20 protein-coding genes are annotated in these 20,750 nt (G+C 63.0%); 14 read left to right on the plus strand and 6 right to left on the minus strand.

What is annotated here, in order from left to right; translation table 11 throughout:
• The first annotated feature begins 3 nt into the window (after positions 1-3).
• The 4 genes from mepA (at position 4) to ACJ8QF_RS09705 (ending at position 2,593) form a co-directional block, all read left to right on the plus strand.
• Entirely contained in the window at positions 4-831 is an 828-nt protein-coding gene (mepA, locus tag ACJ8QF_RS09690; RefSeq protein WP_442537482.1) for a penicillin-insensitive murein endopeptidase, read from the plus strand.
• A gap of 3 nt (positions 832-834) precedes the next feature.
• Positions 835-1,641 carry a sulfite exporter TauE/SafE family protein gene (locus tag ACJ8QF_RS09695; protein ID WP_442537483.1) on the plus strand — a complete coding sequence of 269 codons (807 nt, stop codon included), beginning with the start codon at positions 835-837 and terminating at the stop codon, positions 1,639-1,641.
• Positions 1,642-1,721: 80 nt separating this feature from the next.
• Complete coding sequence (locus ACJ8QF_RS09700) at positions 1,722-2,279, plus strand: elongation factor P hydroxylase (protein WP_015378615.1); 558 nt, start codon at positions 1,722-1,724, stop codon at positions 2,277-2,279.
• Between the two features lie 32 nt (positions 2,280-2,311).
• Complete coding sequence (locus ACJ8QF_RS09705) at positions 2,312-2,593, plus strand: YfcL family protein (protein WP_004936209.1); 282 nt, start codon at positions 2,312-2,314, stop codon at positions 2,591-2,593.
• Between the two features lie 40 nt (positions 2,594-2,633).
• On the opposite strand, the gene mnmC is transcribed toward ACJ8QF_RS09705, so the two are convergent.
• A complete protein-coding gene (gene mnmC, locus ACJ8QF_RS09710) occupies positions 2,634-4,655 on the minus strand; it encodes a bifunctional tRNA (5-methylaminomethyl-2-thiouridine)(34)-methyltransferase MnmD/FAD-dependent 5-carboxymethylaminomethyl-2-thiouridine(34) oxidoreductase MnmC (RefSeq protein WP_442537484.1) in 2,022 nt (673 codons plus the stop codon).
• 170 nt (positions 4,656-4,825) lie between these two features.
• On the opposite strand from mnmC, the gene fabB reads away from it, so the two are divergent.
• Together fabB and ACJ8QF_RS09720 are read left to right on the plus strand one after the other, a co-directional pair.
• Positions 4,826-6,046 carry a beta-ketoacyl-ACP synthase I gene (gene fabB, locus ACJ8QF_RS09715; protein WP_004936203.1) on the plus strand — a complete coding sequence of 407 codons (1,221 nt, stop codon included), beginning with the start codon at positions 4,826-4,828 and terminating at the stop codon, positions 6,044-6,046.
• Between the two features lie 212 nt (positions 6,047-6,258).
• Positions 6,259-6,480 carry a hypothetical protein gene (locus ACJ8QF_RS09720; RefSeq protein WP_004936201.1) on the plus strand — a complete coding sequence of 74 codons (222 nt, stop codon included), beginning with the start codon at positions 6,259-6,261 and terminating at the stop codon, positions 6,478-6,480.
• A gap of 52 nt (positions 6,481-6,532) precedes the next feature.
• On the opposite strand, the gene apbE is transcribed toward ACJ8QF_RS09720, so the two are convergent.
• Entirely contained in the window at positions 6,533-7,564 is a 1,032-nt protein-coding gene (apbE, locus tag ACJ8QF_RS09725; RefSeq protein ID WP_197753399.1) for an FAD:protein FMN transferase ApbE, read from the minus strand.
• Between the two features lie 152 nt (positions 7,565-7,716).
• On the opposite strand from apbE, the gene ACJ8QF_RS09730 reads away from it, so the two are divergent.
• Positions 7,717-8,829, plus strand: coding sequence for an SLC13 family permease (locus ACJ8QF_RS09730; RefSeq protein ID WP_049189242.1), 1,113 nt, complete (start codon positions 7,717-7,719; stop codon positions 8,827-8,829).
• Here the strand turns inward: ACJ8QF_RS09730 and pepT are convergent.
• Positions 8,826-10,073, minus strand: a complete 1,248-nt coding sequence (pepT, locus tag ACJ8QF_RS09735; RefSeq protein ID WP_442537485.1) for a peptidase T — start codon at positions 10,071-10,073, stop codon at positions 8,826-8,828. The genes ACJ8QF_RS09730 and pepT overlap by 4 nt on opposite strands.
• A gap of 217 nt (positions 10,074-10,290) precedes the next feature.
• Here pepT and ACJ8QF_RS09740 point away from each other — a divergent pair, with 217 nt between their 5' ends.
• A complete protein-coding gene (locus ACJ8QF_RS09740) occupies positions 10,291-11,187 on the plus strand; it encodes an endonuclease/exonuclease/phosphatase family protein (RefSeq protein WP_015378611.1) in 897 nt (298 codons plus the stop codon).
• Positions 11,188-11,214: 27 nt separating this feature from the next.
• Here ACJ8QF_RS09740 and pdxR (ACJ8QF_RS09745) read toward each other — a convergent pair whose 3' ends face one another.
• Positions 11,215-12,648: a MocR-like pyridoxine biosynthesis transcription factor PdxR gene (pdxR, locus tag ACJ8QF_RS09745; RefSeq protein WP_325961556.1), complete on the minus strand. Its 1,434-nt coding sequence runs from the start codon at positions 12,646-12,648 to the stop codon at positions 11,215-11,217.
• Between the two features lie 92 nt (positions 12,649-12,740).
• On the opposite strand from pdxR (ACJ8QF_RS09745), the gene ACJ8QF_RS09750 reads away from it, so the two are divergent.
• Positions 12,741-13,196 (plus strand): rhodanese-like domain-containing protein, encoded by a 456-nt coding sequence (locus ACJ8QF_RS09750; protein ID WP_049239810.1) that lies wholly within the window; start codon positions 12,741-12,743, stop codon positions 13,194-13,196.
• A 4-nt stretch (positions 13,197-13,200) separates the two neighbouring features.
• Here ACJ8QF_RS09750 and flk read toward each other — a convergent pair whose 3' ends face one another.
• Entirely contained in the window at positions 13,201-14,229 is a 1,029-nt protein-coding gene (gene flk / locus ACJ8QF_RS09755) for a flagella biosynthesis regulator Flk (RefSeq protein ID WP_044030780.1), read from the minus strand.
• A 205-nt stretch (positions 14,230-14,434) separates the two neighbouring features.
• Between flk and ACJ8QF_RS09760 the strand changes: the two genes are divergently transcribed.
• From ACJ8QF_RS09760 to ACJ8QF_RS09775, 4 genes are read left to right on the plus strand one after another with little or no spacing between them, the layout of a single operon-like run.
• Positions 14,435-14,797: a hypothetical protein gene (locus tag ACJ8QF_RS09760; RefSeq protein ID WP_021505578.1), complete on the plus strand. Its 363-nt coding sequence runs from the start codon at positions 14,435-14,437 to the stop codon at positions 14,795-14,797.
• Positions 14,798-14,846: 49 nt separating this feature from the next.
• Entirely contained in the window at positions 14,847-16,883 is a 2,037-nt protein-coding gene (locus ACJ8QF_RS09765; RefSeq protein ID WP_442537486.1) for a protein-disulfide reductase DsbD family protein, read from the plus strand.
• Positions 16,880-17,596, plus strand: coding sequence for a DsbA family protein (locus ACJ8QF_RS09770; protein WP_442537487.1), 717 nt, complete (start codon positions 16,880-16,882; stop codon positions 17,594-17,596). The genes ACJ8QF_RS09765 and ACJ8QF_RS09770 overlap by 4 nt, the downstream gene beginning before the upstream one ends.
• Positions 17,589-18,089 (plus strand): protein disulfide oxidoreductase, encoded by a 501-nt coding sequence (locus tag ACJ8QF_RS09775; RefSeq protein WP_019453759.1) that lies wholly within the window; start codon positions 17,589-17,591, stop codon positions 18,087-18,089. The genes ACJ8QF_RS09770 and ACJ8QF_RS09775 overlap by 8 nt, the downstream gene beginning before the upstream one ends.
• Here the strand turns inward: ACJ8QF_RS09775 and pdxR (ACJ8QF_RS09780) are convergent.
• Complete coding sequence (pdxR, locus tag ACJ8QF_RS09780; protein WP_442537488.1) at positions 18,086-19,552, minus strand: MocR-like pyridoxine biosynthesis transcription factor PdxR; 1,467 nt, start codon at positions 19,550-19,552, stop codon at positions 18,086-18,088. The genes ACJ8QF_RS09775 and pdxR (ACJ8QF_RS09780) overlap by 4 nt on opposite strands.
• Positions 19,553-19,724: 172 nt before the next feature.
• Between pdxR (ACJ8QF_RS09780) and ACJ8QF_RS09785 the strand changes: the two genes are divergently transcribed.
• Positions 19,725-20,720, plus strand: coding sequence for an EamA family transporter (locus tag ACJ8QF_RS09785; protein ID WP_197753394.1), 996 nt, complete (start codon positions 19,725-19,727; stop codon positions 20,718-20,720).
• Positions 20,721-20,750 lie beyond the last annotated feature (30 nt).

A 20,750-nucleotide genomic window follows, 5' to 3' on the forward strand; every position in this document is an offset into this window, starting at 1 on the left:
GCCATGAAAAACTGGATGTTGGGCCTGGTGGCCCTGACGGCCTCCGCCTCTGCCATGGCGCTGACGCCGTGGCAGAAAATCGATCATCCGGTGGCCGGCGCGCCGCAGGCGGTGGGCGGTTTCGCCAACGGCTGCGTCATCGGCGCGCAGCCGTTGCCGCTGAATTCACCGGATTATCAGGTGATGCGTACCGACCAGCGCCGCTATTTCGGCCATCCGGATCTGCTGGCGTTCATACAGCGCCTCAGCAGCAAAGCGAACCAGAAAGCGCTGGGCACGGTGCTGATCGGCGACATGGCAATGCCGGCCGGCGGGCGCTTCAGCAGCGGCCACGCCAGCCACCAGTCTGGGCTCGACGTCGACATCTGGCTGCAGCTGCCGCGCCAGCGCTGGAGCGCGCAGCAATTGCTCAAGCCGCAGCCGATCGACCTGGTGTCGGGCGACGGCAAGCAGGTGGTGGCGAGCCAATGGCAACCGCAAATTGAGTCGCTGATCAAGCTGGCGGCGCAGGATGCGGAGGTGACGCGTATCTTCGTCAACCCGGCGATCAAGCAGCGTCTGTGTCTGGACGCCGGCGCCGATCGCGCCTGGTTGCACAAGGTGCGGCCGTGGTTCGGCCACCGTGCGCACATGCACGTGCGCCTGCGTTGCCCGGCCGGCAGCCTGGAGTGCCAGGAGCAGGATACGCCGCCGCCGGGCGATGGCTGCGGCGCCGAACTGGCGAGCTGGTTCGTGCCGCATCAGCCGAACGCGAAGCCGGGCAAACCCGTGCCGCCGCCGTTACCGCCGACCTGTCAGGCATTGCTGGATCACCATTTCTCAGCGGAATAACACATGGACTGGTTCGTCATTGGCCCCGAGATGCTCGGGGTGTTGTTTGCGGTAGCGCTGCTGGCGGGGTTTATCGACTCCATCGCCGGCGGCGGCGGATTACTGACGGTGCCGGCCTTGCTGGCAGTGGGGGTTCCTCCGGCGCAGGCGCTGGCGACCAATAAGCTGCAGTCGGTCGGCGGCTCCTTCTCCGCCAGTCTGTACTTCATTCGTCGGCGAGCGGTGAACCTCAACGACCAGAAGCTGACGATTTTTCTGACGCTGATCGGCTCGATCGCCGGCGCCATTCTGGTGCAGCATATGCGCGCCGATATGCTGCGGCAGATGTTGCCGCTGCTGGTGATCGGCATCGGTCTCTACTTCCTGCTGATGCCGCGTCTGGGTGAGGAAGATCGTCAACGCCGCCTCGGCGCCTTGCCGTTCGGGCTGGTGGCCGGCGGCTGCGTCGGGTTTTACGACGGTTTCTTCGGCCCCGGCGCCGGCTCATTCTACGCGCTGGCCTACGTGACGCTGTGCGGTTTCAACCTCGCCAAGTCTACGGCGCACGCCAAAGTGCTGAACTTTACCTCCAACGTCGGCGGGTTGGCGCTGTTCATCATCGGCGGCAAGGTGGTGTGGAGCATCGGTCTGGTGATGCTGGTGGGGCAGGTGCTGGGGGCGCGTTTGGGCGCGCACATGGTGCTGACCCGCGGGCAGAAACTGATTCGGCCGATGATCGTGATCGTCTCGCTGGTGATGAGCCTCAAGCTGCTTTACGACAATCACGGCGCAGAGATTCAGCAGTGGCTGTCCGCCTTCTTGCACGGTTAAAGATGAAGAGGGTGCGCTGCTTACGCGCCCTGTCTTATCGGGTATAATGGCCTCTTTATTTTTGTGGTTATAGAGTTTTTATGTCAGACACGCAGACCCGTCATCACTATGAGCAGTTGATCGCGATCTTCAATCGCTGCTTCAGCGATGACTATAACACCCGCCTGGTGAAGGGCGACGACGAACCCATTTACCTGCCGGCCGATGATGAACTGCCGTATCACCGCATCGTGTTCGCCCACGGTTTCTACGCCAGCGGCCTGCACGAAATCTCGCACTGGTGCATCGCCGGTGAAGCGCGCCGTCAATTGGTGGACTTCGGTTATTGGTATTGCCCGGACGGGCGCGACGCGCAGACCCAGAGCGAATTCGAAGCCGTGGAGATCAAACCGCAGGCACTGGAATGGATGTTCTGCGTGGCGGCCGGTTTCCCGTTCAACGTCAGCTGCGACAACCTGAACGGCGACTGCGAGCCGGATCGCATTGCGTTCCAACGCAAGGTGCGCGCCCGGGTATTGGCGCTGCTGGAGCAGGGAATACCCACAAGGCCTGCGCGCTTTATTCAGGCGCTGCAATCGTTCTACAATACGCCACCGTTGGCGGCCGAGCATTTTCCGTATCCGGAAGATCTCAACTGACGCCACAGCCCGTTATTTAATGAGGAAATTTGATGATCGCAGAATTTGAAGCGCGCATTTTGGCGCTGATTGATGACATGGTAGAGCACGCCAGCGATGATGAACTGTTTGCCGGTGGCTACCTGCGCGGTCATCTGACGCTGGCGGTGGCCGAAGCGGAAGAGCAGGGCGAACACACCGCCGCAGCGCTGAAAGCGCGGGTGGAGGAGAGCCTGCACAAAGCGATCGCCGCCGGGGAACTCTCGCCGCCGGATCAGATCCTGGTGCGCGGCATGTGGGAAAACCTCTATCAGGCTGCAACCCCTGCCGCCTGATCGTCATACCGGGGCGCGTCGCCGCGCCCCTCAAGGTTGATTAAACTGCACGTCCTTTCAGCAATTTCCGCACCCACATCCGATTCGGATTCAACGCCGCCAGCAGGCGCGCATCGCCCGGCAACGGCTCGCCGAACAGCTGCGCCGCCAAAATTTCCGCCGCCAGGGGCGCAGAGCACAAGCCGCGCGAGCCTAACCCGCCGATAGCGAACAGGCCGGGATAGACCGGCGCATCGGCGACGGTTTCGCCGCGCTGGTTCTGCCGCTGCAAATCCTGATACTGCGCCAGCGTGGCCTGATAGTCCGGCAGTGCGCCGACCATCGGCAAATGATCGCGGGTGGCGCTGCGCACGCCGCAGCGCGCCTGATGAGCGCTGACGTCCACCTGCTGCGGCCAGGCCTGTTCCGGCAGACAGCGCAGCAGACGCTCGCGGTTATCCTGCTGTTCCTGCTCGCGGTAGTCGGTGGCGGTGTCGCCGCGCTGATAGCTGGCGCCGATGCAGTGCTGGCCGTTGTTGGCGTTGGCCGGCGTCAGGTAGCCGTCGTAGCACAAGACCTGTTTCAATTGACCGAGGGCCGGCGAGCTTGGGATATGCGACACCTGCCCGCGTACCGAATACAGCGGCAGGGCTTCCGTCGGCGCCAGTTCGGCCAACCGGTGGCCGTTGGCCAGGATCACCGTCGCATGGCGCCGGCTGTCGCCGTTGGCGAAATCGATGCGCCAGCCGTTTTCTTCCTGCGTCAGCCTCTGTGCATCGTGCCGGTAGTGGCAGACCAAGCCCTGACGCTGCGCCAGCGCGATAGCGCCGCGCGTCAGCTCGGCCGGGCACAGCCAGCCGCCTAGCGGGTAGGTGATGCCGCCAAAGCCGGTATCGACGCCGCACCGATCGCTGAGCGTCTCGCGGTCGGCCGCCGTCGCCAAGGCCTGCGGCCAGTCGGTTTTCAGCATATTGGCGATCTTGGCGCCGCTCTTTTCGTCATAGGCCAACTGGCTGACGCCGCACCACTGGTGATCAAAGGCGACGCCTTGTTGCAACAGGGCGTCGTATTGTCGGCGGGCGAAGGGAAACGCGGCGCTGAAGAAACTCTCCAGCGCGTCGCCGCTGCCGTTCAGCAAAGGATAAATCGCGCCCTGGCGGTTGCCGGATGCGCCTTCGGCCGCCTGCTCGTCGGCGCAGTACAGCGTGACGGTGGCGCCGCGCCGCAGCAAGGCCAGCGCAGTGAGCGCGCTGGCAACGCCGCCGCCGATCAGGGCGATATCGGCGGTGTTGTCCGCCGCCGGCCGCTGATACCAGGGGGCCGGGTGGGGAGCGGGCTGCGCATCGGCCGGGAGCTCGCCGGCGAGCATCTCACGCTTTTGGCCGAAGCCTTTGCAGCGATTGACCTGAAAACCGGCCTGTTGCAAGCCGCGGCGCACGAAGCCGGCGGCGGTAAAGGTGGCGAAGCTGCCTCCCGGCCGGGCGAAACGCGCCATGGCGGCGAACAGTTGATCGGTCCACATGTCGGGATTTTTTGCCGGCGCGAAGCCGTCGAGGAACCAGGCATCTACCTGGTTATTCATGCTGGCGTCAAACTGCGGCAGCAGATCGTTGACGTCGCCGAACCACAGATCGAGCGTAATGCGGCCTTCGGCCAACAGCAGGCGATGGCACCCCGGCAACGGCAGCGGCCATTGGGCGCGCAGTTCGTCGGCGTAAGGCGCCAGCTCCGGCCAGCGCGCATGCGCCGCCGCCAGGTCAGCCTGCTGCAGGGGAAATTTTTCGAAGCTGATAAAGTGCAGGCGCTGCAGCGTCGCGTCCGGCTCGGCCTGGCGGAAGCCGGCGAAGGCCTGCCACAGCGTGAGGAAATTGAGCCCGGTGCCGAACCCGGTTTCCGCCACGACAAACAGCGAGCGCGGGTGGGCGGCGAAACGCTGCGGCAGCCGATTGCCGTGCAGGAAGACGTAGCGGGTTTCTTCCAGCCCATCCTGATTGGAAAAATAGACGTCATCAAACTGTTTCGAAACAGGTGTACCCTGTTCGTTCCAGGTTAGCGTTGCGGTTTGGATGGGGGCGTGGTTCACGGTCAATGGCTCGAAATTCAAGGGATGCCGCGAATTCTAACGGCGCTGGCGCCCCGGCGCAAACTGGACAACAATAAAGCTGAAAAACGCTGATCGGACTTGTTCGGCTTACATCTGTACGCTAAAGTGCGATGCAAAATCCCGTAGGTTAATAGTGGAAGAGGTATTGAATGAAACGTGCAGTGATTACTGGCCTGGGAGTTGTCTCCAGCATTGGTAATAACCAGCAGGAGGTCCTGGCAAGCCTGCAGGAAGGACGTTCTGGGATCACTTTCTCCCAGGAGCTGAAAGATTCCGGCATGCGTAGTCACGTATGGGGGCAAGTTAAGCTCGACACTACCGGCCTGATCGACCGCAAGGCGGTGCGTTTCATGAGCGATGCTTCCATTTATGCCTTCCTGGCGATGCAAGAAGCGATCGCTTCTTCCGGTTTGAAGGAAGAAGAGTATCAAAACAACCCACGCGTAGGCCTGATCGCCGGTTCCGGCGGCGGTTCTCCGCGCTTCCAGGTGTTCGGCGCCGATGCGATGCGCAGCCCGCGCGGCTTGAAAGCGGTTGGCCCGTATGTGGTCACCAAAGCCATGGCTTCCGGCGTTTCTGCCTGCCTGGCGACGCCATTCAAAATCCACGGCGTGAACTACTCCATCAGCTCCGCTTGCGCGACCTCCGCACACTGCATCGGCAACGCGGTTGAGCAAATCCAGCTGGGCAAACAGGACATCGTGTTCGCCGGCGGCGGCGAAGAGCTGTGCTGGGAAATGGCCTGCGAGTTCGATGCGATGGGCGCGCTGTCCACCAAGTACAACGACACGCCGGAAAAAGCCTCCCGCACCTACGACGCCGATCGTGACGGTTTCGTCATCGCCGGCGGCGGCGGCATGGTGGTGGTTGAAGAACTGGAGCACGCGCTGGCGCGCGGTGCACATATCTACGCAGAAATCGTTGGCTACGGCGCAACGTCTGACGGCGCCGACATGGTTGCACCTTCGGGCGAAGGCGCAGTGCGCTGCATGAAGATGGCGATGCAGGATCTGGACGCGCCGATCGACTACATCAACGTGCACGGCACCTCCACACCGGTGGGCGACGTGAAAGAGCTGGGCGCCATTCGCGAAGTGTTCGGCGACAATACCCCGGCCATCTCCTCCACCAAGGCGATGACCGGTCACTCGCTGGGCGCCGCGGGCGTGCAGGAAGCGATCTACAGCCTGTTGATGCTGGAGCACGGCTTTATCGCACCGAGCATCAACATCGAAACCCTGGATGAACAGGCGGTCGGCATGAACATCGTGACTCAGCCGACTCAGCGCGAGCTGACCACCGTGATGTCCAACAGCTTCGGCTTCGGCGGCACCAACGCCACCCTGGTGATGCGCAAACTGGCGAAATAATTCCGCCTGAGCTTCACCTCGCCATCAAGCCCGCGTTTTCGCGGGCTTTTTACTGCCCTAAGCCCATTTGACGGGCGCTCGGAGTTTTCCCAAATCACATCCCCTGACACATCATTACCTCGCCATTACATGCGTTGGGCATACAATAGCCTGGTAGCATGATTATCGCTCGGCGTAGCTTTCTAAAGTGATCGAACATTGAGGCAAGAAGTATGAAAAAGTTAATTGCGGTTGGGTTACTGTCGGCCGTGTTGGCCGGATGCGCCACCGATTCTCCCTGCGTGCCGGTCTATGATGACCAGGGGCGTCTGGTGCACACCAACACCTGCATGAAGGGCACCACTCAGGATAACTGGGAAACCGCGGGCGCGATCGCCGGCGGCGCGGCGGCGGTTGCCGGTCTGACCCTCGGCATCATCGCGCTGACCAAGTGATCGGCGCGGAACAGGACAAAGCCCGGCCATTGCGCGCCGGGCTTTTTTTATCTCACTGCACCAAAAACGCTTTGAACTGCGGCGTCATCACGGCGCTGAAACCGTCGTCGGTTTTACTGATCAGGTAGACCGCCAGCCCTTTCTCTTCCGCGAGCTGCAACGCTTTCTCCGGGCCCAGCACCATCAAACCGGTATCCCAGCCGTCGGCCTCGAGCGCGGTCGGGGCGATCACCGTGGCGGAAACCAGCCGGTGGTTGATCGGCCTGCCGGTGGTCGGATCGATGACATGAGAGTAGCGCTGGCCGTTTTGTTCAAAGTAGTTGCGGTAGCTGCCGGCGGTGCTGATGCCGTAACCGTGCAGATCCACCAGCGCCTGTACCGCATTTTCACGGTCGGTCGGCTTTTGGATCGCCACCCGCCAGGGCTTGCCCTGGCCGTTGACGCCGCGTGAAGAGACCGCACCACCGACCGATACCAGGTAGTTGGTAATGCCGTGACGGTTCATCAGGCGCACCAACTCATCGGCGCCATAGCCTTCGCCCAGCGTCGAGAGATCGACATACATGCCCGGCAGATCTTTTTGCAGCCACTCTCCGCGGTTGTCGCTGATCAGCTTCAGGTGCTGCAGGCCGGTGCGCAGCTTTGCCGCGTCGATCTGCGCCTGTTCCGGCACCTTGACCGGATGTTTGTCGGGACCGAACCCCCACAGGTTCACCAAGGGGCCGACGGTGATGTCCATGGCGCCGCCGGTATCGCGGCCGATGCGTTGAGCCATCAGCACGATGTCCGCCATGCCGCGCGGGATCGGCTGCGGCTCGAGGCTGGCACTGTGGTTAAACCGCGACAGCACCGAGTCGGCGCGGTAGGTCGAGATATCGTCGTTGGCCTGCTCGAGCACTTTGTCTATCTGCCGCTGCAATTCTTGTTTGCCGATCGCGACGTCACCGCTGACTTTTACGCTGTAGAAAGTGCCCATGGTTTTGCCGTCAATATCGATTTGCGGGCGGGAGGAGGCGTCGTCGCAGGCGGCGAGCAGGGCGCATAAGGCGCTCAACAGCGCTCCTTTGGCGAACAGGGAAGCCATAACATGTCCTTTGAAACCGTGAAAGCCGCTACAAATAAAGTAAAGCGCGGCAAATGAAAAGCGGATAAAGGTAAAATAGCATTTTGCTGGCGCTGAAGCCGCGTCTGAGCTAACGTCTGCCCATTCTTTTCGGTGAGGTTCACACTGCCGCTATGAGTTCAACCGCCATTTCCCGGCTCATCCATCCCTTTGCCAAAGACCGTTTCTTGCATGCATTGCTGCTGGCCGGCGTGGCGATGTTCGCCTTTCATCCGCAGCCGCTGGCAGCGCTGGGTGGTTTCATCGACGGCCGCACCCTTATCACCCTGTTGGGGCTGATGCTGCTGACCAAAGGGGTGGAGGTCAGCGGCTACTTCGATTTTGTCGGCCGCAAGATTATCAATCGCTTGCACAGCGAACGGCGGCTGGCGCTGTTCCTGGTGTTCTCCGCCGCGCTGTTGTCGTCATTTCTTACCAACGACGTGGCGCTGTTTATCGTCATACCGCTCACCATCACGCTGAAAAAGCTGTCGGCGCTGCCGGTCGGCCGCTTGATCATCTTCCAGGCGCTGGCGGTGAACGCCGGTTCGCTGCTGACGCCGATCGGCAACCCGCAAAATATCCTGCTGTGGAGCCGCTCCGGCCTCTCTTTCCTCGGTTTCATCGGCCAGATGGCGCCGTTTGGTGCCGCAATGATGTTGAGCCTGCTGGCGCTGACCTGGTTCAGCTTCCCGGCGCGCGACATCGTGAAAGCACCGAATACCGAGGGCTATCCCTATCAGCGGCCGCTGTTGCTGAGCTGTGTAGGGCTGTATGCGGTTTTCCTGCTGTGTCTCGATTTCGATCTGCCGTTGTATGGGCTGCTGGCGGTGTTCGCCGGTTTCTTGCTGCTGGCGCGCCGGGTGCTGTTGCAGATCGACTGGAGCCTGATTTTCGTGTTCGCCGCCATGTTCATCGATGTCGGCCTGTTTACCCGTTTGCCGCCGCTTCAGCCGGCGTTCGCCGCCATCGCCGGGCTGAGCGAGGGGAGCGTGTATGCGTTGGGCGTCGGGCTGTCGCAGATCGTCAGCAACGTGCCGGCCACCATACTGTTACTCAACTATGTTCCCTCCAGCGCTCAGCTGGCCTATGCGGTCAACGCCGGCGGCTTCGGGTTGGCGATCGGATCGCTCGCCAACCTGATTGCGTTGCGCATGGCGGGGGAGCGCAAGATCTGGTTGCGCTTCCACTATTATTCGCTGCCGCTGTTGGCATGGGCCGCGTTGCTCGGCTGGGTGATGAGCTAAGCCGGTTGGCCGCTTTGCCGCGCGGCCAGCAGGCAAATGCTGCGGGTCACCTGATAGGATTTCACGAAGGCGCTGACGGGTAAAAACTCGAAGCGCGAGTGGAAGTTATGCGCGCCGGTGAAGTAATTGGGCGTCAGGATGCCGCGGCTGGAGAGCGCCGCACCGTCGGTGCCGCCGCGCATCGGGATCACCTTCGGCGGGATGCCGTGGGCGGCGAGGGCGCCGAAGATCAGATCGATAGCGCGCCGGTCTTCGCCGATGGCGTTGCTGATGTTGCTGTAGATGTCGCTGACGCTGCAGCTGACGTTGGCGCGCGGGTAGTTGGCCGCCACCTGGCGCACCGTCTCCTCAAGGCGGGCCTTGCGCGCCTCGAACGCCGCGCGATCGAAGTCGCGAATCGACACCTTCAGCGTCGCCTGATTGGCGTTGGCGGCCAGATCGGTGAACCAGAAATAGCCCTCGCGCCCCTCGGTGTGCTCCGGGGTATCCTGCACGTCGAATCGGTTGATGATGTCGTTGGCGATGCGTATCGGGTTGATTAATACGTTTTTCGCCGACATCGGGTGGGCGGTCACCCCCTCGATGCGGATCTCCGCCGCCGCCGCGTTGAAATTCTCGTACACCACTTCACCCAGTTCGCAGCAGTCGATGGTGTAGGCGAAATCGACGGGGAAACGCTGCAGATCCAGCGCCTTGGCGCCGCGCAGGCCGATCTCTTCGTCCGGCACGAACGCCACCACGATATCGCCGTGGCGATCGGCCGCGGTCAGGTTGGCCAGCAGCGTCATCACCACGGTGACCGCCGCCTTATTGTCGGCGCCCAGCACGCTGGTGCCGTCGCTGAACAGGATCTCTTCGTTTCGGTAGGGCAGGATCTCCGGATGCTCGGCGGTACGCAGCCAGATGCCTTGCTCGGCGTTCAGGCATAAATCTTCGCCGGTGAAGCGCAGGCGCTGCGGGCGAATCTCGGGCGACAGGCCGACGTCCACGGTGTCGATATGCGTGATGAAGCCGATGCGCGGCGCGCCGGGTTGGGTGCCGGGCTTGCGGGCGGTCACGGTGGCGTGCTCGTCGATCTGCACGTCAGCCAGGCCGAGCCGGCGCAGCTCGTCGGCCAACAGTTGCGCCATCTCATGCTGCCCCGGCGTGCTGGGCAGGGTGGCTGCGGCGGCGTTGCTCTGGCTGGTCACCGCCAGATAGCGTAAGAAACGTTCGGTAAGCTGTTCGGCAATCGGGCTGGTCATCGGAACTCCTCGCGGTTGGCAATCTACCGGTTTTAAAACGAAATCAGCCGTTTGTCCAACGGTGCAATGCGTAAACCGCCAGAATGCGAAGCATCGCGCAGAAACGAAAAATAGCGGTGCAACTAGGAAATAGTCGCAGGTTTCTGCGGCAAAATCGGTGTTAGCTGTGGGCCAGGAAGCGCCCACATAACACTTATCTGTCCCTCAAGGAGAATTCATGCACACCGGTCACGCTCTGCTTATCACCTTACTGTCCCTGGGCATCTCTCACAGCGCCTGGTCGTCTGCCGATACCGGGCACGCCAACAGCAACGCCAACAGCCGCGAAGTGGCCAGCGCGTTGGGCGGCCTGAAGAACAAAACCTACGAACTGGAGCAGGCGCCGAAGATCCGCGTCGCCAGCTTCAATATCGCCGCCGGCAAGGTCAGCGACATGACCGCCATCGCCAAGGCGATTCGCGCGATGAATGTCGACGTGGTGGCGCTGCAGGAGGTGGATAAACTCACCGCCCGCAGCGGGCGGGTCGATCAGGCGGCGGAACTGGCGAAATTGACCGGCATGCAGGCGGTGTTCGGCCGGGCGATCGATTTCGACGGCGGCGAATACGGCCTGGCGTTTCTCTCGAAGTATCCGCTGCACGATGCCGTGATCTATCCGCTGCCGTCCGGCCAGCGCGAACAGCGCATCGCCTTCAGCGCCAAGGTCGATGTGCCGGAGTTCCCGACGCCGATCACCCTGTTCAACACCCACCTCGATACCAAGGAAGATCCGACGATGCGTCTGGATCAGGTACGGGAGCTGAACGATCGCACCATCGAAGTGCGCGGCATCAAGCTGCTGTTCGGCGATATGAACGATGTGCCGGGCAGCGTCACCTGGCTGGAGCTGAGCCGCTATTGGAACGATATCATGCCCAACGGGCAGGACGGCCGCAGCTGGCCGGCGGAAAACGCCGAGATCAAGGTGGATTACATCTTCACCGGCAACGCGCAGCGCTGGCATCTGGACAGCCTGACGGTGCCGAACGCCAGCGGCGACTGGAACGGCGTGCATTGGCCGGCGGTAAGCGACCACCTGCCGCTGGTGGCGGAGATGCGCCTGACCGAACAATAAGCCGATCGGCGTCCCATTGGGGCCAGGCTAAGCCACGGTGATCCGCGCCAGCCGCTCGACGGCGCAGCGGATCTCGCCCGGCGTCAGCGCCGAAAAGCCCAGCAGCCACCCGTCGCGCTGCGCCTGAACCGTTTGGTATTGCGCTGTTAACCCGGGCGTAAGGATGCCGAGCCGCCGCGCCTGCCGGCTGAGCGCCGCCTCCTGGCCGGGCGGCAGCCAGACGCTGAGCTGCAGGCCGCCGGCGGCGGGAGCGGGGGTGGCGAAGTGGTCGAGTTTTTCGCGTACTGCCGCCAGCAACACATCGCGCCGGCTATGGTAGAGTTGGCGCATGTAGCGGATATGCGCGGCGAAGTGCCCCTGGCGGATGAATTCGGCGGTGACCGCCTGCATCAGTTGGGCGCTGTGGCCGTCATACACCGTGCGTGCGGTGACGAACGCTTCAACCAGCGTGGGCGGTACGATCAGGTACGCCAACCGCAGCGAAGGGAACAGCGATTTGGAGAAGGTGCCGAGGTACAGCACCCGGCCACGGCGATCCAGACCCTGCATCGCCGGTATCGGCAGGCCGTCGTAATGAAACTCGCTGTCGTAATCGTCCTCAATGATCCAGGCCTGCTGCTTTTCCGCCAGCGTCAGCAGTGCCAAGCGGCGCGCCAGGCTGAGCGCTGCGCCGGTTGGGTATTGGTGCGAGGGCGTCAGATAAATCAAACGCGGCTCGGGCAAGGAGGGCTCAGCGCGCAGGCCGTCGCCGTCTACCGCCACCGGCGTCAGGGCGGCGCCGGCGCTGATAAAGGCGTTTCTCGCCCCGGCGTAACCCGGTTCTTCCATCCAGACGCTGTCGCCGCTGTCCAGCAGCAACGTGGCGATCAGCTGCAGCGCCTGCTGTGAACTGGTCAGCACGATAACCTGGTTTGCATCGCAGATTACGCCGCGCGTTTGGTTGACGTGGGCAGCAATCGCTTCACGCAGCGGCAAATAGCCCTGCGGGTCGCCGTAGCGCAGCAGGCTTTCTCCCTGTAGCCGCAGGCGCTGTGCGGTCAGTTGCTTCCACAAGGCTAGCGGAAACGCGCGCAGATCCGGCGAGCCGGCGGCAAACGCCTGTGGCTGCTGCGGATCGCGGCAGCCGCCGGTTTGCACGATCTGTTGGCCGCGTTGCGAAAGGCGCGGCATGGCGGTGCGGGGCAGCGGCGGCGGCGATTTGGCGATGCGGATAGCCACAAATGTGCCCTGGCCGACGCGGCGCTGCAAATACCCCTCCGCCTCCAACTGGCCGTACGCTGCTTCGACGGTCACCCTTGAGAGTTTCAGATCCCCAGCCAGCACTCGGCTGGAGGGCAGGCGTTGCCCAACGCTCAATGCGCCGTGGTGGATGGCCTGCCGCAATGCCGCACAAAGACGTTCGCGCAGCGTGCCGATGGCCTGGGGCGATTGCTGAAACAGCGTGATCAGCGTGTGCCGCATAATGGGTCTTATCATCTGTGGATAATGGGTATCAATCATAAGACCAAAATGGGGCACTATTGTCATCTGTCTGATGCACGGGAGTAAGTGATATGTCGAAAGAATCATTGGTGCTGGCTTTTCCGCCGGCGGCGCCGGAAGAAAGCCTGGCTTATCTGGCGGCCAAACTGAGCCGCTATGCGGATGCCTGGGACGTGGCGGAAGATCTGCGCAATGGCGTGGACGGGATGGTGGTGATCGACACCCGCGCGGAGGCGCTGTACGCCGCCGGGCATATCCCCGGTGCGCTCAGTTTGCCGCATCGCCTGATGGATGAAGCTGGCACGGCGCAGCTGGATCGCCGGAAAGTGTATGTGACCTACTGCGACGGCATTGGCTGCAACGGATCCACCAAAGGCGCTTACAAGCTGGCGAAACTGGGATTCAGGGTGAAGGAGCTGATCGGCGGGCTGGACTTCTGGCTGCGCGATGGCCATCCATTGGCCATCGGAGAACAGCCGGGATCGTTGCGCGATCGGGCGGCTGCTGAGGACTGCGGCTGCGCCTGAGGCGTTAAAACACCAGCGCCAGCACGATCGCCAACGCCAACAGCAGCAGGATCAGCGCCACGGCCGGCTTGCTCAGCGCTTTTTGCAGCGGCAGAGGCAAGGCGGCGATCAGCGGGTTGAGCAGCGGCTGCGGTTCGACAGGGTGGCTGGCGATCGGCTGCGCCTGGCCGGCTTTATCCAGACGGCGGGCAAACAGCTGATGAATGGCGTCGCTCATTTGCGGATGCGTCAGCGGCGCATTGGCGCCGCAGTTGAAGCGCGCCTGGCAATAGTCGTTCATCTGCTGCAGTTCTCGCTCGTCCGCCGGCTGCTTGAGCGCCGCCAGCAGGTTGTTCAGCGTCGGCGCGTTCTGCGGGCTGAGCGCCACCTTCACCTGTAAAAACTGGTTCAGCAGCTGGAAGTGGCGCGCCGGCAGCGGATCGTTGGTTTTCACGCCCGCCAGATCGAACAGCGTTTGCCAGATTTTAGCCGGCGCTTCGCCGGTGGCGGCGCTGAGTTTGGTGATCTGCTGCTGCAGGCTTTGATGCTCTGCGGGCAGCAGCGGGCGATCGCTGGTGGCGGTTTGCTGCGGCTGGGGAATGGTCAGGCCGCCGGTTTGCAACAGATTAAGTACCTGTTGCAATTGCGGTGGGCTCAGTTGGCTCAACACCGTATGGCCGAACTGCTGGCGAATAAAGTCGCTGACCGCCTGGCGGTTATTGCCCTGCGGCAGCAATTCGGCCAGCTGTTGCAGCAGTTGGCGCCCGGCATGGTTTTGTTGCGCCTGCGTCAGGCGCGTTTGCAGCAGCTGTTCCGCCGGTTGAAAATGGCGCGCCAGCAGTTCGCCGCCTTTGTCGGCGCCGAGATCGTGACGCAGAGACGCCCAGATCTCCGCCGATTTGACCGGGCTGAGCGTCATGATTTTCACGATCAGTTTTTCCAGCGTCGTGCGCTGCGCCGGAGAGAGGGGTTGATCGTCAGTGGCCGCCGTTTTGCCCGGGGAGGGGGGGCGTTCGCCGGCGATTGGGGTGCCCGGCCCACTCAAAGGTTGCATATCACCAGTCCTTCGCTGTGTATCCCCGCAGAATGCCTGGAGGAGAGAATCGTCATCGTACCCGGCGAAAAGCGCAGGCTTACCCACTATGATACCTGTAAATCGCCGCCATCAATACCGCCGCTCAGACATTTCTTTACCGACAAAACGTTGCTAATCGCGTCTGCGCCGCTAAGATAACCCCAGATCTGAACATGAGGATGGCATGGTTAAACGGCAGCGGATTGCAAAATGGTTTTTATGCCTGGCTTGCCTGGTGGTGCTGACGTGCATGACCCAGCGCATGGCGGGCCTGCATGCGCTGCAGCAAACGCTGGGGATCCCGGCCGCCACCGCCGTTCAATCCGGCGATGAGGCCGCCGAAGCGCAGCCGACACCCTGTGAGCTGAGCGCCAAGTCATTGCTGGCCGCGCCGCCGGTGATGTTCGAAGCCGTGCTGTTCGGGCTGGGTCTGCTGCTGGCTCTGTTGGCGCCGACCATTGCCGCGCGTCTGCGCATTCCTCCTCCTCGCGCCATTTCACCCCCCACCCTCAGGGTGCACCTTCGATTATGCGTCTTCCGTGAATGAGTTAATCGCCCGTTTTTCGTGGTGAATTAATCATTTATGGAGAATTAACATGTTGAAAATCATCAGGCTGGCCTGCGCTTGCCTGTTTATGCTGTGGTTGCCTGCCTTGCAGGCGGCGGACAGCGGCTGGCTGCAAAATCCGGCCAACGATCATGCCAAGGTGCGGCTGCGCGCCGACACGTCACAGCCGGGGGAGACCCGCCTGCTGCTGTCGGTCGAGCTGCAAAAAGGCTGGAAAACCTATTGGCGCTCTCCGGGCGAAGGCGGCATCGCGCCGGCTATCGTCTGGCAAGGCAACCCACCGCCGGCGACCTGGCACTGGCCGACGCCGCAGCGTTTCGAGGTGGCCGGCATTTCCACCCAGGGCTATCACGATCGGGTCACGTTGCCGATCGTGATGTCAGGCCAGGTATCCGGCCCGCTGGCGGGTACGCTGACGCTGTCCACCTGCAGCAACGTCTGCATTCTGACCGACTACCCGTTCAGTCTGGATCTGACGACGCCGAACGATCCGCAGTTTAATCACGACTTCGCGCAGGCGATGGGGCAGGTGCCGATCGCCGCCGGGTTGACGGAAAGCGTCAAGGCCGGGTATCGCAGCGGCGAGCTGCAGATTGCCGCCGAACGCGCCGCCGGCTGGCAACAACCTGCGCTGTTTTTCGATACGCTGGCGGATGCCGATCTCGGCAAGCCGCAGGTTGAAACCGACGGCGATCAGCTGTTGGCGCGAGTGCCGGTCAGCGATGGCTGGGGCGATGCGGCGCCGGATCTGCGCGGCAAAACGCTGACGCTGGTGATCGACGACGGCGGCATGGCGCAGCAGATTACGCTGCCGATTGGCGATGCGTTGGCCGCGCCCGCCGGTGCGGCGTTCCCGTTGTGGCAGGCGGTATTGATGGCGCTGGCGGGTGGGGTGATCCTCAATCTGATGCCATGCGTGCTGCCGGTGCTGGGCATCAAGCTCGGCTCCATCCTGCAGGTGGAGCGGCGCGATCGGCGCAGCGTTCGTCTGCAGTTCCTGGCGTCGTCGCTGGGCATCGTCGCCTCGTTTATGGCGCTGGCCCTGCTGATGACGCTGCTGCGGCTCGGCAACCACGCGCTCGGCTGGGGCATTCAGTTCCAGAACCCGTGGTTTATCGGCTTTATGGTGCTGGTGACGCTGCTGTTCAGCGCCAACCTGTTCGGCCTGTTCCATTTACGTCTCTCGTCCGATCTGAATACCTCGCTGGCGACCCATAACGGGCGCGGTCTGAGCGGCCATTTCTGGCAGGGCGCGTTCGCCACGCTGCTGGCGACGCCGTGCTCGGCGCCGTTTCTCGGCACGGCGGTGGCCTTCGCGCTGGCGGCGTCGCTGCCGGTGCTGTGGGGCATGTTCATCGCGCTTGGCATCGGCATGAGCCTGCCGTGGCTGCTGATCGCCGCCTGGCCGTCGCTGGCGCTGCGATTGCCGCGCCCCGGCCGCTGGATGAATACCGTCAAGCTGGCGATGGGGCTGCTGATGCTGGCGTCGTCGCTGTGGCTGCTGAGCCTGCTGAGCAACCATATCGGCGTGCAGGCCACGCTGTGGCTGGGGGCGTTGGCGCTGTTGGCGTTGCTGCTGGCGGTGTGGCGCCAACAGGGGGCACGCTTGGCGGCCAAGCTGGCGGCAGGCACTGTGGTGCTGGCGGGCGTGGTTCTGCTGGCCGGATCGCTGACCGCCGGCCTGTGGCGCCAACCGTTGCAAGATCGGGTGCAGTGGCAACCGCTGAGCGAGCAAGCGATCGCCGAGGCGCTGGCGCAGCATAAGCGGGTGTTCGTCGACGTGACAGCCGACTGGTGCGTGACCTGTAAAGCCAACAAGTTCAATGTGCTGCTGCGTGATGACGTACAGCGCGCGCTGAGCGCCGACGATGTGGTCGCGCTGCGCGGCGACTGGAGCCGTCCGTCGGCCGACATCGGCGCCTTCCTGCAAAAGCGCGGCAGCGTCGCCGTGCCCTTCAACCAAGTCTATGGCCCCGGCAGCCCGGACGGCGAGGTGTTATCCCCGCTGTTGACCCGTGACGCCGTGCTGCAAACGCTTTCCCATGCCAAAGGAACCGAAAAATGAAAAAATTACTGATTTTACTGATGATTATCGCCGCCCCGGCGTGGGCCGCCGAACCTTTCACTCCGGCGCAAGAGGCGCGTATCAAAGAGATGATCCGCGAAACGCTGGTGTCCAACCCGGACATTCTGGCGCAGGCGGTGGACGCCTGGCAGCAGCAAACCGCCGGCGAGCAAATCAGCCAGGCTATCAAGCAGAACGCCAAAACGCTGTACCAGGATCCGGCCAGCCCGCGCCTGGGCGCCGCCAACGCCAAACTGACGCTGGTGACCTTTACCGACTATAACTGCCCGTACTGCAAGCGTTTTGATCCGATGCTGGAGAAGATTGTCAAGCAATACCCGGATGTGGCGCTGGTGGTGAAACTGCTGCCGTTCAAGGGCGAAAGCTCGGTCAGTTCGGCGCGCGTGGCGCTCACCACCTGGCAGCAGCACCCGGATCAATTCTGGGCCCTGCACCAGCGGCTGATGGCGAAAAAGGGCTTCCACGACAATGCCAGCATCGCCGCTGCGCAAGAGAAAACCGGCGTCAAGGCGGAGGCGCCCAGCGAACAGAGCATGACCACGCTGCGCACCAATATGGAATTGGCGGAGCAATTGGGCGTGCAGGGGACGCCGGCGACACTGATCGGCGATCGGATGTTGCCGGGGGCGGTGTCGTATGAAGAGCTGGAAGCGATGGTGAAACAGCAGCTGGCGAAGGCCAAAAATGGCTAAGCTCAAGCGCTGGGGGCGCGAGTTGTTGCTGCTGGCGCTGATCGCGCTGGCGGTGGTGACGGTGATGGATTGGCTGAACGCGCCGCAGGCGCCGCCAGCCTTCGATGCTCAGACGCTGACCACGCTGGACGGCGAGAAGGTGTCGTTGGCGCAGCTCAGCCACGATCGGCCGCTGCTGGTTTACTTCTGGGCCAGTTGGTGCGGCGTTTGCCGCTTCACCACGCCGGACGTCGCCCGCTTGCAGGCGGCGGGCGGCAACGTGCTGACCGTCGCGCTGCGATCGGGCGATGATGCCCAGGTGAAGCAGTGGCTGGCGCGTAAACGGCTGGCGCTGCCGGTGGTCAACGATCCGGCCGGGGCGCTGTCGGCGCAGTGGCGGATTGGCGTCACGCCGACCTTCGTGGTGATCTCGCAGGGCAAGGTGGTGCAAAGCACCACCGGCTGGACCAGCTACTGGGGGATGAAGCTGCGGCTGTGGTGGGCCGCCGTCTAACCCGCGTTTTTCTCCGTTATTACCTCCTCAATCGCCCGGCACAGCCGGGCGATACCTTCTTCAATCTGCGGCGGCGAGTTGGCGGCAAAATTCAGCCTCAGGCCGTGTGCGCCCAGCTGTTCCTGCGCATAGAAGCATTCGCCGCGCGCGAAGGTCACCCCGTGTCGCCAGGCCACCGGCATCAGCTCGGTGGTGGTCACCGCCTCCGGCAGCGTCAGCCAGATAAACAAGCCGCCTTGCGGCGTTTCGAAACGGCACCCCGGCGGCAACCGCCGTTGCAACGCGTCGATCATTACTTCCAGATGCAGGCGGTAGACGCGTCCGGCGCGCCGCAGTTGCTTGTCGTAACGGCCGACGGTGACGAAAGCGTCCAGTGCGCGCTGGATCAGGCTGGAGCTGGTGAAGCTGTCGACGTGTTTCAGCCTGGCGAAACGCTGATAGTGTTCGCTGTCTGCCACCAGATAGCCGATGCGCATGCTGGGCAGCAGCATTTTGGAGAAGGTGCTGACGTAGATCACCGCGCCCGGCTGCGCCAGCGCTCGCAGCGACGGCAGCTGTTTGCCCTGATAACGCAGATCGCCGACGAAGTCGTCCTCCAGGATCACCACGCCGGCCTGTTGGGCGATCGCCAGCAGGCGCCGCCGGCGGGCCTCGCTCAGGCAGCGGCCGGTCGGGTTGTGGAAGTTGGGGATGGTGTAGATCAGTTTAGGGCGGTGGCGTTCCAGCAGTTCGGGCAGTCGATCGACCAGCATGCCGTGGCGATCGCCGGGCACGGAGACGATATTGATGCGGTGCTGGCGCAGCAGGCCCAGCGCTTCGGCGTAGGTCGGCTCTTCGACGATCACCGTATCACCCGGCGCCAGCAGGCTTTGTACCACCAGACTGATGGCATGCTGCGAACCGTTGGTGATCAGCACCTGTTCGGCCTGCGTGGGGATGCCCTGGGCGCTGAGAATGCGGCTCAGCGTATCGCGCAGCGGGTAGTAGCCGCAGTATTCGCCGTAACTGAAGGCTTCTTCCGCGTGGCGGCTGAGCACCGACAGCAGCACTTTGCGAAACGCCTCCAGCGGAAATATCTTGGGGCTGCCGACGCCGGCGGCGAAGTTGATCAGCCCCTCCGGCAGCGGGGCGTCGGCGTAGCCGTCCAGCCGCGAGGTGAGGGTGGTGAAGCTCTCCAGCGGGAAAGGGGCGTTGCTGGTCGGCCGGGCCGGGCGCGTTTGCGCCTGCGGGTGCGCGACATAGGCGCCGCTGCCGCGCCGCTGGTGCAAAAAGCCCTTGGCCGCCAGTTCGGCATAGGCGTTATCCACCGTCAAACGGCTGACCGCCAATTCGGCAGCCAGCGTGCGTGTCGAGGGCAGCTTGTCGCCATCCACGAACACGCCGGTGAGGATGGCGCGCCGCAGCGCTTCTTCGATCTGCAAATACAGCGGAACGTCCTGTTCGCGATCTAACGGGATGTGCATGCGAAATTGGCCCGGTTAGGGAGATGGCTTTTTACTATACCCCATGTCAACAGGGCTTCAAGCGCAGAAAAGTGGCCTGCATGACAACGCCAAAAAGTGGCTATAGTGGGAAAAAATGGCCGCGTTACACTGTGCGCCTGAGCATTTATGTCGCCATTTTCCCGAGGATCTCATGTCATTACCGTCAGGCGTTTCCGCCCGGCCGGCGTTGCCCGGCGCGCGCCTCTTGCAGGGCAGCCACCAGGGTTACGTCATCGCCATTATCAGCGCCATGCTGCTGGCCTTTACCGCTATCATCATCCGCGCGCTGACCGAGTACTATCAGCTGCCGACCTTCGTGCTGGCGTTCTGGCGCGCGGCGCTGGTGGCGCTGGTGCTGTTGCCGCTGCTGTTGCTGGTGAAACCGCAGTGGGCGCGTCTGCGCCGTGAGCAGGTGGTGTTCTACGCGCTTTACGGGCTGCTGCTGGCGCTGTTCAACAGCCTGTGGACGCTGTCGGTAGCGCTGAATGGCGCGTCGGTGGCGACCATACTGACCTACTGTTCGGTGGGCTTTACCGTGTTCCTCGGCTGGGTGATGTACAGCGAGCGCCTGACGCTGCGCCAACTGCTGGTGATCGCCATCAGCCTGGGCGGTTGCTTCCTGGTCAGCAACGGCGACAGCATGGGGAACAGCCACTTCGATCTGCTGGGGCTGCTGGTAGGGATGCTGTCGGGCATCGGCTATACCCTGTATACCCTCGGCGGGCGGGTGGCCAGCGAACGCGGCTATCCGGTGTGGAACACCATCCTGTACGTGTTCGGTTTTTCGGCGTTGTATCAGCTGGCGTTCAACGCGGCGCTGACGGCGTTCCCGTTGGCGGCGTTCCACGGCATGGCCGGCGATTTGTGGTTCCTGTCGCACGGCGCGCAAGGCATCCAGTGGAGCGGCTGGCTGTTGCTGCTGGCACTGGCCGCCGGGCCGACGCTGTTGGGCTTCGGGTTGTATAACATCAGCCTGAAAACGCTGCCGCTGGCGGTGGCCAACCTGATCCTGTCGCTGGAACTGGTGTTCACCGCGGTGATCGCCTATTTCCTGCTGGGGGAAAGCATGAATCAGCTGCAGCTGCTGGGCAGCGCATTGGTGATGGGCGGGGTGCTGCTGTTGAAAAGCAAGACCGCCGAGGCGTGATCGGTTACCCTTGTGCCTCGCAAGGGAGGC

Origin of the sequence: Serratia sp. CY81684, from assembly GCF_052166595.1 — a bacterium.
GTDB classification, from domain to species: Bacteria; Pseudomonadota; Gammaproteobacteria; order Enterobacterales; family Enterobacteriaceae; genus Serratia; species Serratia nematodiphila.

Excerpts from the sequence above, each read along its gene's own strand:
- ACJ8QF_RS09695 (WP_442537483.1), top strand. The coding sequence starts at position 835 with ATGGACTGGTTCGTCATTGGCCCCGAGATGCTCGGGGTGTTGTTTGCG.
- pdxR (WP_325961556.1), bottom strand. The coding sequence starts at position 12,648 with ATGCGGCACACGCTGATCACGCTGTTTCAGCAATCGCCCCAGGCCATC.
- ACJ8QF_RS09785 (WP_197753394.1), top strand. The coding sequence starts at position 19,725 with ATGTCATTACCGTCAGGCGTTTCCGCCCGGCCGGCGTTGCCCGGCGCG.
- fabB (WP_004936203.1), top strand. The coding sequence starts at position 4,826 with ATGAAACGTGCAGTGATTACTGGCCTGGGAGTTGTCTCCAGCATTGGT.
- apbE (WP_197753399.1), bottom strand. The coding sequence starts at position 7,564 with ATGGCTTCCCTGTTCGCCAAAGGAGCGCTGTTGAGCGCCTTATGCGCC.
- ACJ8QF_RS09765 (WP_442537486.1), top strand. The coding sequence starts at position 14,847 with ATGTTGAAAATCATCAGGCTGGCCTGCGCTTGCCTGTTTATGCTGTGG.
- ACJ8QF_RS09705 (WP_004936209.1), top strand. The coding sequence starts at position 2,312 with ATGATCGCAGAATTTGAAGCGCGCATTTTGGCGCTGATTGATGACATG.
- ACJ8QF_RS09730 (WP_049189242.1), top strand. The coding sequence starts at position 7,717 with ATGAGTTCAACCGCCATTTCCCGGCTCATCCATCCCTTTGCCAAAGAC.
- ACJ8QF_RS09750 (WP_049239810.1), top strand. The coding sequence starts at position 12,741 with ATGTCGAAAGAATCATTGGTGCTGGCTTTTCCGCCGGCGGCGCCGGAA.
- ACJ8QF_RS09760 (WP_021505578.1), top strand. The coding sequence starts at position 14,435 with ATGGTTAAACGGCAGCGGATTGCAAAATGGTTTTTATGCCTGGCTTGC.
- ACJ8QF_RS09770 (WP_442537487.1), top strand. The coding sequence starts at position 16,880 with ATGAAAAAATTACTGATTTTACTGATGATTATCGCCGCCCCGGCGTGG.
- ACJ8QF_RS09700 (WP_015378615.1), top strand. The coding sequence starts at position 1,722 with ATGTCAGACACGCAGACCCGTCATCACTATGAGCAGTTGATCGCGATC.
- ACJ8QF_RS09775 (WP_019453759.1), top strand. The coding sequence starts at position 17,589 with ATGGCTAAGCTCAAGCGCTGGGGGCGCGAGTTGTTGCTGCTGGCGCTG.
- mepA (WP_442537482.1), top strand. The coding sequence starts at position 4 with ATGAAAAACTGGATGTTGGGCCTGGTGGCCCTGACGGCCTCCGCCTCT.
- ACJ8QF_RS09740 (WP_015378611.1), top strand. The coding sequence starts at position 10,291 with ATGCACACCGGTCACGCTCTGCTTATCACCTTACTGTCCCTGGGCATC.
- pdxR (WP_442537488.1), bottom strand. The coding sequence starts at position 19,552 with ATGCACATCCCGTTAGATCGCGAACAGGACGTTCCGCTGTATTTGCAG.
- ACJ8QF_RS09720 (WP_004936201.1), top strand. The coding sequence starts at position 6,259 with ATGAAAAAGTTAATTGCGGTTGGGTTACTGTCGGCCGTGTTGGCCGGA.
- pepT (WP_442537485.1), bottom strand. The coding sequence starts at position 10,073 with ATGACCAGCCCGATTGCCGAACAGCTTACCGAACGTTTCTTACGCTAT.
- flk (WP_044030780.1), bottom strand. The coding sequence starts at position 14,229 with ATGCAACCTTTGAGTGGGCCGGGCACCCCAATCGCCGGCGAACGCCCC.